Origin of the sequence: Pseudomonas plecoglossicida NBRC 103162 = DSM 15088 (genome assembly GCF_000730665.1) — a bacterium.
GTDB classification, from domain to species: Bacteria; Pseudomonadota; Gammaproteobacteria; order Pseudomonadales; family Pseudomonadaceae; genus Aquipseudomonas; species Aquipseudomonas plecoglossicida.
Genome location: NZ_BBIV01000002.1, coordinates 177,269 through 192,830, shown reverse-complemented (window position 1 = coordinate 192,830; position 15,562 = coordinate 177,269). Strand labels below are relative to the sequence as shown.

Genomic DNA, 15,562 nt, shown 5'->3' with positions numbered 1-15,562 from the left:
ACCTCAAAGCTGGGCCACGATCGCGCGGTAGTCCGCCGACAGCGTGGCCTGAAGAATCTCTTTCGAATAGTCGTCGGTGACCACGGCTTCGCCCAACTGGCGCAACAGCACCAGCCGCAGGCGACCGTCGAGCACCTTCTTGTCGACCGCCATATGCTCCATGAAATGCGCCGGGGTCATTTCCTGTGGTGGCACCACCGGCAAACCTGCGTCCTGCAGCAGGCGGATTGCACGATCGCGCGCGGACTGGTCGATCCAGCCCAGGCGCATGGACATCTCCAGGGCCATCACCGTGCCAGCCGCCACGGCTTCGCCGTGCAACCAGACACCGTAGCCCATGTGCGTTTCGATGGCATGCCCGAAGGTATGGCCGAGGTTCAGTGTCGCCCGCACGCCGGACTCGCGCTCATCGGCGCCAACCACTGCGGCCTTGGCTGCGCACGAGCGGCGGATCGCTTCGGTCAGGGCCGCGGGTTCCAGGGCGCGCAGGGCCTGGATATTGTTTTCGAGCCAGCCGAGGAACGGCTTGTCGCAGATCAGGCCGTACTTGATCACTTCGGCCAGGCCCGCCGACAGTTCGCGCTGCGGCAGGGTCTTGAGCGTGGTGGTGTCGATCAGCACTGCGTTGGGCTGATAGAACGCACCGACCATGTTCTTGCCCAGCGGGTGGTTGATACCGGTCTTGCCGCCCACCGAGGAGTCGACCTGGGACAACAGCGTAGTGGGCACCTGGATGAAGTCGACACCGCGTTGGTAGCAGGCCGCGGCGAAACCGGCCATGTCACCGATGACCCCGCCGCCGAGGGCGACCACCGTCGTGCGGCGGTCATGCCGTGCAGTGAGCAGACCGTCGAAAATCAGTTGCAGGGTTTGCCAGTTCTTGTGGGCTTCGCCATCGGGCAGGATCACCGGCAGTACCGAATAGGCACCGAGGGTCTTGCCCAGGCGCTCGAGATACAAGGGTGCGACGGTCTCATTGGTAACGATGGCAACTTGCCGCCCAGCGATGTGCGGCGCCAGCAATTCGGGTTGCTCCAGCAGGCCTTCGCCAATGTAGATCGGGTAGCTGCGCTCGCCCAGGTCGACCTTTAGTGTCTGCATGTATCCCCACAATGTACTTGGACGCGGTGTCGACTGAACGACCCACGCGGTAACGTTGAACCTCGCCTCGACGCTGGCCGAGAATAGTCCCGGCCTATCGGGGCGGCAACTGCTGCAAGCGCTCGAGAATATCGAGCACCACCATGCGTGGTGGCCGTTCGTCGGTTTCCACCACCAGGTCGGCGATCTCGCGGTAGAGCGGGTCGCGCGCTTCCAGCAAGGCGCGCAGGGTCGCCTCCGGATTGGCGGTGCGCAGCAACGGACGGTTGCGATCGCGCGCGGTGCGCCCGACCTGCTGCTCCACCGAAGCGTGCAAATAGATCACCCGGCCGCCCTGGTGCAGTGCCTGGCGGTTTTCCGCACGCATGACTGCACCGCCACCGGTCGCCACGACCACGCCATCGAGCGCACAGAGCTCGGCGATCATCGCCTGCTCACGGTCACGGAAGCCCGGTTCGCCTTCCTTGTCGAAGATCCACGGGATATTGGCGCCGGTTCGCAGTTCGATTTCCTTGTCGGAATCCTTGAACAGCAGGCGCAGCTCTTTGGCCAACAGGCGCCCGATGGTGCTCTTTCCAGCGCCCATGGGCCCTACAAGTATCAAATTTCGCACAGAATCAACGACTCACAGCAATCGCCTGGTCACTCATGATACGCGGAGTCAGGAAGACCAGCAGCTCGGATTTTTTCTCTTGTAATGCATCGCGTCGAAACAGCCGCCCAACATACGGCAGATCGCCAAAAAATGGCACCTTGTCGACCACATTGTTTTGCGTGGTCGAGTACACGCCACCTATGACGATGGTTTCACCGTCGGCCACACGGACCTTGGCATTGACCTCGTTCTTGCGAATCGGTGGCACATCGTTCAAGGCATTGACGAAGTCCGGCTCGTCCTTGGTTACCCTGACCGTCATGATGACCTTGCCGTCCGGGGTAATCTGCGGGGTGACTTCGAGCGACAGCGAGGCCTCCCGAAAGGACACGGAGGTGGCGCCGCTCTTGCTGGTTTCCTGGTAAGGCACCTCGGTACCCTTGAGGATCCTGGCCGTCTCCTTGTCTGCGGTGACCACCTTGGGCTGGGAAATGATCTCGCCGTTGCCGCTCTTCTCCATGGCGCTGAGTTCAAGATCCAGCAGCACGCCGCCACGCAACAGGCCCAACCCCACCCCGGCGCCGGCACGCTCTACCCCAAGATCAATGAACACATCCTTGCCCAGCCGCGCGGCTTCCTCGTGCAGGGCACCTCCCCAGCGCACACCCAGGCTCTTTTCATAATCGACATTGGCCTCGACGATACGTGCCTCGATCGCCACCTGACGCACCGGCACATCCAGCTGCGCCACCAGTTTGCGCAACTCCGCCAGGCGGTCACCGGGCTGATGCACCACCAACGTATTGGTTCGAACGTCGACACTCAGGCTGCCCCGTCCGGTGAGGATGCCGTCGTCGGCCAGCGTCGCCAGCAATACGTCAGCCAGCTCCGCGGCATCGGCGTGGTGGATGGGCAACAATTCCCGGCGCAACGGTTGCAACTGAGCCTCGAGGGCATGCCCATACGACTGGCCGAGGGATTGCTCGACCAGTTCTCCCGCAGGCGCCACCAACAGCACGTTGCCTTCCTCCCGCCGCGCCAGCCCTTTGCTGCGCAACACCAGCGCCAGGGCCTGATCCCAGGGCACGTCCTGCAGACGCAAGGTGATGTTGCCTTGCACTTCGTCACCGACCACCAGGTTGATGCCTGCATAATCAGCCAGGATCTGGAGCACCGCACGCACCTCGACATCCTGAAAGTTCAGCGAAACAGGCTCGCCCTTATAGGGTGCCGCCAGCCCCCATTGAATCGGTATCAGCATCCCCGCCATCAGTATCGCCAGCCACTTCATGACCACCCGCCTCCCTGCCTGCGCCCTTCCTGAGCACCAAGAATGTGGTGCGCTCGTGCCACTCGCCGGCGACGAACAACCGTTCGCGCACCTCCACTTGCTGCTCGTCGATCCTCACCACCACGCCGTCGTCGCGCCCCAGCCGCTCGCCTCGGCGCACGCGATAAAGCCTGCCGGCAACTGCCAGCAGTGCTTCATGCTCCCCCCTGCGCGAAAGACTGCCGACCATTTCCAGTTGCGCCAGCGGGATCTCGCCAGGCCCTTTCAGGGCGGCGCGCCCCGACCAGTCGGCAAACGGGTCGAAATCTCCAACCTGAACCTGTGCCCGGGCGGGGATCTGTGCCAGCGAAGCGGGTTGCGGAACTTGCGCATCGGCCTGGTAGGCGTTCGCGCGCAACCGCAGCCGTACAAGCCCGGGACTGCCCTCGGCGCCCCCCCAATGCATCTGCTCGACACGCAACAAGCGAAGCTGCCCGAGCCAGTCGTCGAGCCACACGCGCAACGCCGGATAACGCCCAACCACTTGAACTTCCATGGGGGTTTGCCGATATCCAGGCCCTTGCACCTGCTCTAGCACATTCAAGTGCTCGAACCGCAGCCCCAGCGCATGCCCCGATAACGACAACTGCTCCAGCAGGTCACTCATGCGAGTACCTGCCGCCAACGCCCAGCGGGCGCCCTGCAACACCTGCTCTGCCCTGGCCAGGGCTTCACGGCCTTGGTCAAGGGTCTGTACCTGGCCGACCCTGGTTGCCAGCTCCGCCTCCAACGCCTCCTGCCTTGCCTGCTCCACCGCCTGAAGCTGCCTCCACTCAGGCAGGCGCACCAGGGTGCCGAGCGCAAATACCAGGCATGCCGTGAGCACGGGCAGCACACGCCAGGGAATGGGGGAGCGCTCGACGTAGTGCTGCCACGCAATCACGACCAGCCCGCTGACACTCGGGCCACCAACAGAAACTCTTCACCACCTGCAGTGCTTCTGAGGTGCTCGAGCTCAAGGTCGAGCAGGACGCTGGAGCGCTCGAGCTCGCGTATCAACTGCGCCACCACTGCGCCCGAGGCGGCCAGGCCGACAAGTCGAAGCTGCGAGCGCTCAAGCTTGAGTTCAGTCAGCTGAATGCCTTCCGGCAAAGCCCGCTCCAGGTCGGCGAGAAGCACACTCTCAACACCCTGGCCTACGCGCAGAGTGGCCAGCACAGCCGCCTGCGCTCGAACTGCCGCATGAGCCTGATCGACATGCGCGACCTGCTCCAGCTGCGCATCCAGTGCTGCGATGGCCGCCTGGCGATTGCTGCTGTCGACGGCCTGGCGTTGAGCACGCTCGCGCACCAGCTGATCCATCAGCAGCACCGCACAGAGCGCCAGGAACAGGCTGCCAAGCAGCATCAGTCGCAATCGCCGCAACGCCGCCAGGCGTTGCCGCTCGCGCCACGGCATCAGGTTCAGACGCACCATCATCGAAGCCCTCCCAGCGCCAGTGCGCAGGCCAGGCTGCTGTCACTGCAGTCGAGCCCCGCCACTGCTGGCAGAGGGCGGCACGGCACCGTCAACTGCTGGCTCAGCTCCATGAGCCGGCCGTGATCACCCCGCGCGGCGCCACAAACGAGCACGTCATCCACCTGCAGCTCGTCAACGACCCATTGCGCCAGGCGATCCACGCAGGCGTGCCCAGGCAAGTCGCGCCGCTGGGGCAGCCCATCCGGCATCCAGCCATGCAGGGTCATTGCGTCAGGCTCCACACGCAGCAGCGCCGAAGCGCCTGTGCCCTGCGGCGGCAACAGACGCCGCAGGGCGATGCTGTCGACTTCCACCGCGTCCAGCTGCAGCCCGGCCGCCTCGAACAACGCCTCGAGCGGCTGCAAGGTACTTTGTCGACAGGCGGCGACGATGACATCCCGATAGCCAGGCCGGCCCGTCGACGCGCCCATGGCATGGAAGTCGATCACCAGGTCGTCCAGGGGAAACGGGAACAAGGTGTCAGCGTCGGCCAGCAGTTGCGCCTCCATCTGCGCCGCCGTCTGGCTCGCGGGTAACTGGCAGCGTTTGCAGATCACCTGCGAGACGGGAAGCGCTACCGCCACTCGACGCTGGCGAGTGCCACTGCGTCGATACGCATCACGCAGGGCAAGCTCGACGCGCCCCGGGTCCTGCCACCAGTGCCCCGCAGCGAGCGGCTCGAAGGTCTCATGCACCCACGCCACCCGCTCGCAGCGCCCACCGCGCTTGCGCACCTGCAACATCTGTATCGAGTCGAGGGCAATCTCCACCCCCAGCAATGAACCGGCATCCCTGCCCCAGTGTCCCAGCATCCTTGCCCCCTCGTTTCAGTCAAAACCCGCGCGGTGCCAGTCATTGACGGCCAGGCGGTACAGTGGGCCGCCCGGCCGGTCACCCGGCAAGGCGAAAAATGCTTATAATGCCCAGCGTTTTTTCGTCCGCCGGTCCCGTGCGCAATTCACTTTTCAACCTGGACACCCAAAAGCCTTGATACGCCTGCTGAAGTTCTTCTGGTGGTCTTTCGTCGCCGTCATTTGCGCGCTCGTACTCGGTGTGAGCGGCGCGTTTCTGTATCTTAGCCCCAGCCTGCCGTCGGTCGATTCGCTCAGAAGCATCCAGTTGCAGATCCCCCTGAGGGTGTACAGCAGCGACGGCAAGTTGATTGCCGAGTTTGGCGAAATGCGCCGCTCGCCAATCCGCTTTGCGGAAATTCCCCCACAATTCATCCAGGCGCTTCTGTCTGCCGAGGACGACAATTTCCTCAACCACTATGGGGTCGATCCCAGCAGCCTGATGCGCGCCGCGACCCAGCTGGTGAAAACAGGTCACATCCAGACCGGCGGCAGCACCATCACCATGCAGGTGGCGAAGAACTTCTTCCTGACCAGCGAGCGCAGCTTCTCGCGCAAGACCAACGAAATCCTGCTGGCCCTGCAGATCGAACGTGAGCTGACCAAGGACGAGATCCTCGAGCTGTACGTCAACAAGATCTACCTGGGTAACCGCGCCTACGGTATCGACGCGGCGGCACAGGTCTACTACGGCAAGTCGATCCGCGATGTGAGCCTGGCGCAGATGGCGATGATCGCCGGCCTGCCCAAGGCGCCCTCGCGCTTCAACCCGCTGGCCAACCCGGTGCGGGCAAAGGAGCGCCGTGACTGGATCCTCGGCCGCATGTACAAGCTCGGCAAGATCGACGAAGCCAGCTACCAGGCCGCGTTGGCCGAACCGCTCAACGCCAGCTATCACGTGCCGACCCCGGAAGTGAACGCGCCCTACGTTGCCGAAATGGCCCGCGCCGAGATGGTCGGCCGCTATGGCAGCGATGCCTACACCGAAGGCTTCCGCGTGACCACGACGGTGCCGAGCGACATGCAGGAGATGGCCAACAAGGCCGTCCTCGACGGGCTTTCCGACTACGATGAGCGCCACGGCTATCGCGGCCCCGAAGCGCGCTTCCCAGGCAAGTCCCACGCGGCCTGGCTGCAGGAACTGAACAAGCAGCGCACCCTGGGCGGGCTGGAGCCGGCAATCGTCACCCAGGTCGAGAAGAGCGCAATCACGGTACTGACCCGCAGCGGCCAGGAAGAGCACGTGGCCTGGGACACCATGAAATGGGCCCGCCCGTTCATCAACAGCAACGCCCAGGGCCGTTCGCCGCAATCGCCGGCCGATGTGGTCCAACCTGGTGACCTTGTACGCCTGCAGCGCCTTGACGACGGCAAACTCAAGTTCAGCCAGGTTCCGGGGGCGCAGAGCGCACTGGTCACGCTTGACCCTTACAACGGTGCCATCCGCGCCCTGGTCGGCGGCTTCTCGTTCGAGCAGAGCAACTACAACCGCGCCATGCAGGCCAAGCGTCAGCCAGGCTCCAGCTTCAAGCCGTTCATCTACAGTGCTGCACTGGACAGTGGCTATACCGCCTCCAGCCTGGTGAACGATGCGCCGATCGTGTTCGTCGACGAGTACCTGGACAAGGTCTGGCGGCCGAAGAACGACACCAACACCTTCCTTGGCCCGATCCGCATGCGCGAAGCGTTGTACAAGTCGCGCAACCTGGTGTCGATCCGCTTGCTGCAGGCCATGGGCGTGGGCCGCACCATCGACTACATCACCAAGTTCGGCTTCAACAAGCAGGACCTGCCGCCAAACCTGTCCCTGGCGCTAGGCACCGCGACCCTGACGCCGATGGAGATCGCCACGGGCTGGAGCACCTTTGCCAACGGCGGCTACAAGATCAACCCGTATCTGATCGAGCGCATCGAAAGTCGCAGTGGCGAGACGCTGTTCACCGCCAACCCGGCGCGCGTGCCGCAAGGCAGCGAAGACCAGGCAGGCCTGGCTGCGCCGGAACAGCCGATCAGCACGGCGTCGCTGCCTGGCGAAGCGCCTTCGGCCTTTGGCCAGGTCGCACCTGCCCTGCAGGTACCAGTGACGGCCGAGCAGATCATCGACGGGCGCACCACCTACATCCTCACCAGCATGCTGCAGGACGTGATCAAGCGTGGCACCGGGCGTCGTGCACTGGCCCTGGGCCGCACCGACCTGGCGGGCAAGACCGGTACCACCAACGAGTCCAAGGACGCCTGGTTCTCCGGTTACAACGCCGACTACGTCACGACCGTGTGGGTCGGCTTCGACCAGCCGGAAACCCTCGGCCGCCGCGAATACGGTGGCACGGTGGCGCTGCCGATCTGGATGAGCTTCATGGGCGCGGCGCTCAAGGACAAGCCGAACCACCCGCCAGCCGAACCGGAAGGCATCCTCAGCCTGCGCGTGGACCCGATCAGTGGCCGCGCAGCTTCGCCGAGCACGCCGAATGCCTACTTCGAGCTGTTCAAGGCCGAGGACTCGCCGCCGTCGGTGGATGAGCTGGGCAATGGTGCGGCACCGGGCAGCCCGCTGCCGGCGGATGAAGCGGCGCCGATGGACCTGTTCTGACAGCGACCTTCCTGTAGGCCCTATCGCCGGCAAGCCGGCTCCCACAGGGGAGGGGCAGCGCTGTACTTGTGGGAGCCGGCTCGCCGGCGATAGGGCCGGTACAGCCCCCAAAAAAGGCAGGCAAACAAAAAGCCCCGACTCTCACGAGCCGGGGCTTTTTTGTGTCGCTACGGCTGGGCTCAGCCGTTGAACACTTCGTCCACACTCTTCAGCGGGTAGTGCTTCGGATACGGCAGGGTAGCTACGCCGGATTCGATGGCAGCCTTGGCAACGGCGTCGGAAACGACGGTGATCAGGCGAGCATCCAGTGGCTTCGGAATGATGTACTCACGACCGAACTCCAGACCCTCGACGCCGTAGGCATCGCACACTTCCTTCGGCACCGGCAGCTTGGCCAGGTCTTTCAGGGCGATGGCGGCAGCGATTTTCATCTCTTCGTTGATGCGCTTGGCGCGAACGTCCAGGGCACCACGGAAGATGAACGGGAAGCCCAGCACGTTGTTGACCTGGTTCGGGTAGTCGGAACGACCGGTGGCCATGATCACGTCGCTGCGAGTGGCGTGGGCCAGCTCAGGCGAAATTTCCGGGTCCGGGTTCGAGCAGGCGAACACGATCGGGTTGGCAGCCATCGACTTCAGGCCTTCCGGGCTCAGCAGGTTCGGGCCGGACAGGCCAACGAACACGTCTGCACCGTTCAGCGCATCGGCCAGGGTGCGCTTGTCGGTCGCGTGGGCGAACTGGGCCTTGTACTGGTTCAGGTCGTCGCGGCCAGCGTGGATCACGCCGCTGCGGTCGATCATGAAGATGTTCTCGACCTTGGCACCCATGCTCACCAGCAGCTTCATGCAGGAGATGGCGGCAGCGCCGGCGCCCAGGCAGACGATCTTGGCGTCTTCGAGTTTCTTGCCAGCGATTTCCAGGGCGTTGATCATGCCGGCCGCGGTCACGATCGCGGTGCCGTGCTGGTCATCGTGGAAGACCGGAATGTCGCACTGCTCGATCAGGGTGCGCTCGATTTCGAAGCACTCTGGTGCCTTGATGTCTTCGAGGTTGATGCCACCGAAGGTGATCGAAATGCGGCGAACGGTGTCGATGAAGGCCTGCGGGCTTTCCGACTCCACTTCGATGTCGAACACATCGATACCTGCGAAACGCTTGAACAGAACGCCCTTGCCTTCCATCACAGGCTTGGAGGCCAGTGGGCCGAGGTCACCCAGACCGAGGATGGCGGTGCCATCGGAAATCACCGCAACGAGGTTGCCCTTGCCGGTGTATTTGTAAGCCAGCTCTGGATCACGGCCGATTTCGCGCACGGGCTCGGCAACGCCTGGGCTGTAGGCCAGGGCGAGGTCACGGGCAGTGGCGGTGGGCTTGGAGAGTTCGACGCTCAGTTTCCCCGGACGAGGTTGGGCGTGATATTCGAGAGCGGCGGTTTTCAGGTCTGACATGGTGGGCATTCCGCTATTTACTGTTCTGACGGACCGCCGAGGATACGCAAAGAGCCGGGGAGCCACAAGACTGGTCGGTCACTTGTGTCAAGGCCTTTAGCCTACGACTTTACGCTATAACCCGCGGGGGCATTGGAATTGACAGTGTGTACAATCCAATAGCGAAATGTCTACATCTTTTCAGCCTGAAACGCGCTCCAGCATGCTTGGATCGGTCAACGGCAAGAGCCAGCGTCGCTGCCCAGGCTTGAGCCCACCCTTGCGGGAACGGTCCAGCACCCAGCCGCGCGCTTCAACCTGGCGTCCCTTGAGGTTATCGAAGAAGCTGGCGGGGAAGTTGCGTTGCAGACGAGCGGGAACCTGCAGCACCACGCCGCTATCCAGTTCCAGCCAGATGCCGGCGCGATTGCGCTCGATGTTGCCAACCCGGCCGCCGATCACGGCGAAGCCCGACTGCCTGACATCCGCGGCGCGCACCACCGGCGAACGCTGCCACAGTCCCAGCCCCGCCTGGCGCGCCGCTTGTTCGGCCGCTTGCTGGCAACCCGCCAGGCGCACATTGGGCGCCACTGCCACGCGGTAACCCAGCCCTTCACTGAGCAGCCGCGCCTCGAGATTGTCGCCATTTTCGCTATACACATGCGCCAGCGTGCGGCCGTACTTGTCTTTGCCCTCTTTGCCCGGCACCAGCCCGACGCGCCCATCGCTGGCCTTGACCAGGTCCTGCAGGCGACGCCTGGCCGCTTCGGCATACGGCTCGCTGGTACGACCCTTGCGGCCGATTTCAGGTGCATTGATGCCGATCATGCGCACGCTGCGGCCATCGCTCAGGCGCAGGGTGTCACCGTCCACCACCTGGCGCACGGCCACCGGTTGCGGCGTGTCCGGCAACGGGCAGAATGCCAGGGCCGGAATGTGCCAGATGGCGCCCACAAAAAAGGCGCCCACAAGGGGCGCCTTTTTCAGCAACAACGCGAAGCCCGAAGGATTCGCCATGCGCATGATTACTTCTTGGTACCGAACATGCCGAAGCGGTCGGCGAACTTCTGTACGCGACCACCGGTGTCCAGAACTTTCTGCTTACCGGTGTAGAACGGGTGGCACAGGTTGCAAACGTCGATCGCCAGGATGTTGCCCAGGGTCGAACGGGTTTCAAACTTGTTGCCGCAGCTGCAGGTGACTGCAACTACTTCGTAGTTCGGATGAATATCTGCTTTCATGGTCACTTCCTCGAGCTGCGTGCCGCCACCCAACACCAATTGTTGAATACCGCACGTAATTAGGCGGCGAATAATACCAGAGCATGAGGCCAACGCAAGTTGTCGCTTGCACCGACCGTCGTCTGCTAGGCTCGCCAGTCTTTGAAACGCCCTCCGAGATCTTCCGCGTGTCCGACGTCATCCTGCGCCTTGCCCTGCCCTCCCCCCTGCGTCGCCTGTTCGACTATCGGGCGCCGGCGGGCATGGCGCGCCAGGCTCTGGCACCGGGCATGCGGGTGCGCGTGCCGTTCGGTCGCCGCGAGATGATCGGCGTACTGGTGGAGGTGTGCGACCACAGCGAAGTCCCGGCCGACAAGCTCAAGCCGGCCATCGCCCTGCTCGACCCGGTGACGCCGATACCCGCCGCGCTGTTCAAGCTGTGCCTGTGGACCGCCCAGTACTACCAGCACAGCTTGGGCGACACCCTGAGCTGGGCGCTGCCGACCCTGCTGCGCCAGGGGGAACCGGCCGAGATGCGCCAGGAGCGTTTCTGGCACGTGACGCCCGGCGCCCGTCTGGATGACCCGCGCATCGCCCGTGCGCCGCGCCAGCGCGATGCCTTGAAGACGCTTTCCCAGCACCCCCATGGCGTGGCTCACAGCCTGCTGACCAAGCTCAACCTGAACAAGGACAGCCTCGACCTGCTGCTGGCCAAGGAGCTGGTGCAGGTGGAAGTCCGCCGCCAGCGGCCGGCAGCACGTCATGAGCACTGGCTGGCACAGCCGGAGCTGCCGCTCAACGAAGAGCAGCGCGACGCCTTCGATACGGTGCGCGAGGGCTTTGGCGGTTTCAGCGCCTTTCTCCTGGCTGGGGTCACCGGCAGCGGCAAGACCGAGGTGTACCTGCAGCTCATCCGCGAAACCCTCGAAGCCGGCAAGCAGGCACTGGTGCTGATTCCCGAGATCAACCTCGGCCCGCAGACCCTGGCGCGCTTCGAGCAGCGCTTCAACGCGCGCATTGCCCTGCTGCACTCGGCCGTGAACGATCGCGAGCGCCTCGATGCCTGGCTGGCGGCACGTGACGGCGAAGCCGACATCATCATCGGCACCCGTTCCGCGCTGTTCACGCCCATGAAAAACCCAGGCCTGATCATCATCGACGAGGAGCACGACGGCTCCTATAAACAGCAGGAAGGCCTGCGTTACCATGCCCGCGACCTGGCGCTGGTGCGCGCCCACCAGGAAAACATTCCGATCCTGCTAGGCTCCGCCACCCCGTCGCTGGAAACCCTGCACAATGCCCTGACCGGCCGCTACCGCCTGCTGCGCATGAACCAGCGCGCCGGTGGCGCACACCCACCACGCATGCTGCGCCTGGACGTGAAGAGCCTGCCGCTGGACAGCGGCATCAGCGGCCCGCTGCAACAGGCCATCCGCCAGACCCTGGAAGCCGGCCAGCAAGTGCTGGTGTTCCTCAACCGCCGTGGCTTCGCCCCGACCTTGCTGTGCCATGACTGTGGCTGGCTGTCCGAGTGCCCTCGTTGCGATGCACGCATGACCGTGCACCAACGCTCCGGCGTGCTGCGCTGCCACCACTGCGGCTACGACGAGCGCTTGCCGCATCAGTGTCCCAAGTGCAACCACGTGGACCTGCGCCCGGTCGGCGCTGGCACGGAACGCGCCGAAGAGCGCCTGAAGGTGTTGTTCCCCGACTATCCGATCCTGCGTGTCGATCGCGACAGCACCGCACGCAAGGACGCCATGCACACCCTGTTCAGCACCATCCAGCGCGGCCAGCCGAGCATCCTGGTCGGCACCCAGATGCTGGCCAAGGGGCACCACTTCCCGCGGGTAACGCTGGTGGCGATCCTCGATGCCGACGGCGGGCTGTTCTCCGGCGACTTTCGCGCCAGCGAGCGCATGGCCCAGCTGATCGTCCAGGTCGCCGGGCGTGCCGGTCGCGCCGAAGAGGCCGGCAAGGTCATCATCCAGACCCACCTCTCCGACCACCCACTGCTGGTGCAATTGACCGAGCAAGGTTACTTCGCCTTCGCCGAGCAGGCGCTGGACGAACGCCGCGCCGCCGGCCTGCCGCCGTACTCGCACCTGGCCCTGCTGCGCGCCGAAGCACACAAGCCTGGCCAGGCCGAAGGTTTCCTCGACGAAGCCTGCAGTGCGGCGGAGCGGCTGGTGGCGCAGCAACAGCTGGCGGGCATCGAACTGCTGGGGCCGGTACCCGCTCCGATGGAGCGCAAGGCCGGGCGTTTTCGTGCACAACTGTTGATCCAGGCCAACACCCGGGCACCCTTGCATCGACTGATCAGCGCCTGGTTGCTAGTGTTGGAACAGATACCGAGCGGGCGCCAGGTACGTTGGTCGCTGGATGTGGATCCGGTAGACCTGTACTGAAGTCACTGGCCCTATCGCCGGCAAAGGTTGGCAACCTGGCTCCAGCAACGGATAATGCCCAGTTTTTCCACCTGCGCATCCAGGCGCCCTACCGCGCTTGCGGTCGAAAAGAGATCCCCATGAAAGACACCATTCGCCAGCTGATCCAGCAAGCCCTCACCCAACTCGTCGCCGACGGTGTGCTGCCTGAAGGGCTGTCGCCGGCGATCCAGGTGGAAAACGCCCGGGACAAGACCCACGGCGATTTCGCCAGCAACATCGCCATGATGCTGGCCAAGCCGGCCGGCATGAAGCCGCGCGACCTGGCCGAGAAACTGATCAATGCCCTGCCGGCCAGCGCCGACATCAGCAAGGTCGAAATCGCCGGCCCAGGCTTCCTGAACTTCTTCCAGAACACCGAAGCCCTGGCCAACCGCCTGGACGCCGCCCTTGCCGACGCCCACCTGGGTGCGCGCAAGTCGAGCCCTGCGCAGAAAGTGGTGATCGACATGTCGGCACCGAACCTGGCCAAGGAAATGCACGTCGGCCACCTGCGTTCGACCATCATCGGTGACAGCGTCGCCCGCGTCCTGGAGTTCCTCGGCGACCAGGTCATCCGCCAGAACCACGTGGGCGACTGGGGCACCCAGTTCGGCATGCTGATGGCCTACCTGGAAGAGAACCCGATCACCAGCGACGAGCTGTCGGACCTGGAAAACTTCTACCGCGCGGCCAAGAAGCGCTTCGACGAGTCCGAGGAATTCGCCACCCGCGCCCGCGGCCTGGTGGTCAAGCTGCAGGCCGGCGACCCTGAGTGCCTGGCGCTGTGGACACGCTTCAAGGACATTTCGCTGTCGCACTGCCAGAAGACCTACGAGCTGCTCAACGTCAAGCTGACCATGGCCGACGTGATGGGCGAGAGCGCCTACAACGACGACCTCGCCAACGTGATCAACGACCTCAAGGCCAAGGGCCTGCTGGTCGAGGACCAGGGCGCCCAGTGCGTGTTCCTCGACGAGTTCAAGAACAGTGAAGGCGAGCCGCTGCCGGTGATCGTGCAGAAGGCCGACGGCGGCTACCTGTACGCCACCACCGACCTGGCAGCCGTGCGCTACCGCAGCAATGTGCTCAAGGCCGACCGCGCCCTGTACTTCGTCGACCAGCGCCAGGCACTGCACTTCAACCAGGTGTTCGAAGTGGCCCGCCGCGCCGGCTTCGTCGGCCATCCGATGCAGATGGAACACATGGGCTTCGGTACCATGAACGGCGCCGACGGCCGTCCGTTCAAGACCCGTGACGGCGGCACCGTCAAGCTGATCGACCTGCTCACCGAGGCCAAGGACCGCGCCTACGCGCTGGTCAAGGAAAAGAACCCGAGCCTGGCCGACGAAGAACTGCGCCACATCGGTGAAGTGGTCGGTATCGGCGCGGTAAAATACGCCGACCTGTCCAAGCACCGCACCAGCGACTACAGCTTCAACTTCGAGCTGATGCTCAATTTCGAAGGCAACACTGCGCCTTACCTGCTGTACGCCTACACCCGCGTGGCTGGCGTGTTCCGCAAGCTGGGCAAGGGCTTCGACGAAGTCGAAGGCAGCATTGTCCTGCAAGCGCCTCACGAACAGGACCTGGCCGCACGCCTGGCGCAGTTCGGCGAGATCCTCAACAACGTCGCCGATAAGGGCACGCCGCACGTGCTGTGCAGCTACCTGTACGACCTCGCCGGCCTGTTCTCCAGCTTCTACGAGAACTGCCCGATCCTCGCCGCCGAGACCCCGGAGCAGCAGCAGAGCCGTCTGCGCCTGGCTGCCCTGACCGGCCGCACCCTCAAGCAAGGTCTGGAGCTGCTCGGCCTGGAAACCCTGGAGCGTATGTAAGTTGGCTGCCAAGAAAAAACCAGCACCCAAGCGCGGCGCAAGCCGCACCCAGGCACCGGCCAAACAGCCGATTCCCGGCTGGGTATGGTTGGCGGTCGGCCTTACCGTCGGCGCCTTCATCGTCTTTCTGATGAAGCTCGAACCTGGCGGTGGCGACATCCAGCGCACCAAGCCCGAGCAGCAGAAACCGGAGAAGGTGACCGAGGCCAGCAAATCCACGCCTGCCACGCCACAGCAGCCGGTGAAGCCGAAGTACGACTTCTATACGCTGCTGCCGGAGTCCGAGGTCATTGTTCCGCCAGAGGCGGTACCTGAGAAAACGCCGCCCGTGCCAGCCCAACCGGTAACCCCGGTCACCCCGGCAGAAGCTGCGAAGATCGACACCGCCCGCGCCCAGGCTGCACTGCTGGGGCAGACGCCGCCTCCGGCACCACCGGTGATCAAGCCGGCGGCGACCACGCAGTTCTTCCTGCAGGCGGGTTCGTTCCGCAAGCAGGCGGATGCCGACAAGGTTCGTGCGCAGATCATCCTGCTTGGCCAGGCGGTAAAGGTCGAATCGGGGACGGTCAAGGATGAAACCTGGTACCGCGTGCTGGTCGGCCCGTTCAGCAACCGCGAACAGCTTACCGGTGCGCAAAAGCAGCTGGCAGGCGCAGGCTTCAGCAACTTGCTGCTGCAACAGCGACAAACCCGCCAGTAATGAAAAAGGCCTTGCCGCTCGATGCG

13 protein-coding genes are annotated in these 15,562 nt (G+C 64.2%); 4 read left to right on the top strand and 9 right to left on the bottom strand.

Going from position 1 to position 15,562, the window contains the following annotated elements; all coding sequences use genetic code 11:
- Positions 1-3 precede the first annotated feature (3 nt).
- The 6 genes from aroB to pilM form a co-directional block, all read right to left on the bottom strand.
- A complete protein-coding gene (gene aroB / locus PPL01S_RS01020) occupies positions 4-1,101 on the bottom strand; it encodes a 3-dehydroquinate synthase (protein WP_016393383.1) in 1,098 nt (365 codons plus the stop codon).
- 94 nt (positions 1,102-1,195) lie between these two features.
- The gene (gene aroK / locus PPL01S_RS01015) at positions 1,196-1,714 is read right to left on the bottom strand and encodes a shikimate kinase AroK (protein ID WP_016393382.1); all 519 of its coding nucleotides are present in this window, start codon (positions 1,712-1,714) and stop codon (positions 1,196-1,198) included.
- 4 nt (positions 1,715-1,718) lie between these two features.
- Positions 1,719-2,987 (bottom strand): type IV pilus secretin PilQ, encoded by a 1,269-nt coding sequence (locus PPL01S_RS01010; protein WP_042155141.1) that lies wholly within the window; start codon positions 2,985-2,987, stop codon positions 1,719-1,721.
- The gene (locus PPL01S_RS01005) at positions 2,917-3,909 is read right to left on the bottom strand and encodes a pilus assembly protein PilP (RefSeq protein WP_016393380.1); all 993 of its coding nucleotides are present in this window, start codon (positions 3,907-3,909) and stop codon (positions 2,917-2,919) included. Before PPL01S_RS01005 ends, PPL01S_RS01010 begins: the two co-directional genes overlap by 71 nt.
- Positions 3,906-4,442, bottom strand: a complete 537-nt coding sequence (locus tag PPL01S_RS01000) for a PilN domain-containing protein (RefSeq protein ID WP_028625080.1) — start codon at positions 4,440-4,442, stop codon at positions 3,906-3,908. The genes PPL01S_RS01005 and PPL01S_RS01000 overlap by 4 nt, the downstream gene beginning before the upstream one ends.
- The gene (gene pilM, locus PPL01S_RS00995) at positions 4,442-5,296 is read right to left on the bottom strand and encodes a type IV pilus biogenesis protein PilM (RefSeq protein WP_028625079.1); all 855 of its coding nucleotides are present in this window, start codon (positions 5,294-5,296) and stop codon (positions 4,442-4,444) included. The genes PPL01S_RS01000 and pilM overlap by 1 nt, the downstream gene beginning before the upstream one ends.
- Before the next feature lie 178 nt (positions 5,297-5,474).
- On the opposite strand from pilM, the gene PPL01S_RS00990 reads away from it, so the two are divergent.
- Positions 5,475-7,925 (top strand): penicillin-binding protein 1A, encoded by a 2,451-nt coding sequence (locus PPL01S_RS00990; RefSeq protein WP_415639474.1) that lies wholly within the window; start codon positions 5,475-5,477, stop codon positions 7,923-7,925.
- A 179-nt stretch (positions 7,926-8,104) separates the two neighbouring features.
- Here PPL01S_RS00990 and PPL01S_RS00985 read toward each other — a convergent pair whose 3' ends face one another.
- The 3 genes from PPL01S_RS00985 to rpmE all read right to left on the bottom strand — a co-directional run bounded on the left by PPL01S_RS00985 (position 8,105) and on the right by rpmE (position 10,593).
- Positions 8,105-9,373 carry a malic enzyme-like NAD(P)-binding protein gene (locus PPL01S_RS00985; RefSeq protein ID WP_028625077.1) on the bottom strand — a complete coding sequence of 423 codons (1,269 nt, stop codon included), beginning with the start codon at positions 9,371-9,373 and terminating at the stop codon, positions 8,105-8,107.
- A 180-nt stretch (positions 9,374-9,553) separates the two neighbouring features.
- Positions 9,554-10,375, bottom strand: coding sequence for a thermonuclease family protein (locus tag PPL01S_RS00980; protein ID WP_016393375.1), 822 nt, complete (start codon positions 10,373-10,375; stop codon positions 9,554-9,556).
- Between the two features lie 2 nt (positions 10,376-10,377).
- Complete coding sequence (gene rpmE / locus PPL01S_RS00975) at positions 10,378-10,593, bottom strand: 50S ribosomal protein L31 (protein WP_016393374.1); 216 nt, start codon at positions 10,591-10,593, stop codon at positions 10,378-10,380.
- A 167-nt stretch (positions 10,594-10,760) separates the two neighbouring features.
- On the opposite strand from rpmE, the gene PPL01S_RS00970 reads away from it, so the two are divergent.
- The 3 genes from PPL01S_RS00970 (at position 10,761) to PPL01S_RS00960 (ending at position 15,536) form a co-directional block, all read left to right on the top strand.
- Positions 10,761-12,980, top strand: coding sequence for a primosomal protein N' (locus PPL01S_RS00970; RefSeq protein WP_028625076.1), 2,220 nt, complete (start codon positions 10,761-10,763; stop codon positions 12,978-12,980).
- A gap of 119 nt (positions 12,981-13,099) precedes the next feature.
- The gene (argS, locus tag PPL01S_RS00965; protein WP_016393372.1) at positions 13,100-14,836 is read left to right on the top strand and encodes an arginine--tRNA ligase; all 1,737 of its coding nucleotides are present in this window, start codon (positions 13,100-13,102) and stop codon (positions 14,834-14,836) included.
- Position 14,837: 1 nt separating this feature from the next.
- Complete coding sequence (locus tag PPL01S_RS00960) at positions 14,838-15,536, top strand: SPOR domain-containing protein (protein WP_016393371.1); 699 nt, start codon at positions 14,838-14,840, stop codon at positions 15,534-15,536.
- Positions 15,537-15,562: the final 26 nt, after the last annotated feature.

What these genes read in the sequence shown, in the direction of transcription:
- rpmE (WP_016393374.1), bottom strand. Translation starts at nt 10,593, where the DNA reads ATGAAAGCAGATATTCATCCGAACTACGAAGTAGTTGCAGTCACCTGC.
- PPL01S_RS01010 (WP_042155141.1), bottom strand. Translation starts at nt 2,987, where the DNA reads ATGAAGTGGCTGGCGATACTGATGGCGGGGATGCTGATACCGATTCAA.
- PPL01S_RS00985 (WP_028625077.1), bottom strand. Translation starts at nt 9,373, where the DNA reads ATGTCAGACCTGAAAACCGCCGCTCTCGAATATCACGCCCAACCTCGT.
- PPL01S_RS00980 (WP_016393375.1), bottom strand. Translation starts at nt 10,375, where the DNA reads ATGCGCATGGCGAATCCTTCGGGCTTCGCGTTGTTGCTGAAAAAGGCG.
- pilM (WP_028625079.1), bottom strand. Translation starts at nt 5,296, where the DNA reads ATGCTGGGACACTGGGGCAGGGATGCCGGTTCATTGCTGGGGGTGGAG.
- aroB (WP_016393383.1), bottom strand. Translation starts at nt 1,101, where the DNA reads ATGCAGACACTAAAGGTCGACCTGGGCGAGCGCAGCTACCCGATCTAC.
- PPL01S_RS01000 (WP_028625080.1), bottom strand. Translation starts at nt 4,442, where the DNA reads ATGGTGCGTCTGAACCTGATGCCGTGGCGCGAGCGGCAACGCCTGGCG.
- argS (WP_016393372.1), top strand. Translation starts at nt 13,100, where the DNA reads ATGAAAGACACCATTCGCCAGCTGATCCAGCAAGCCCTCACCCAACTC.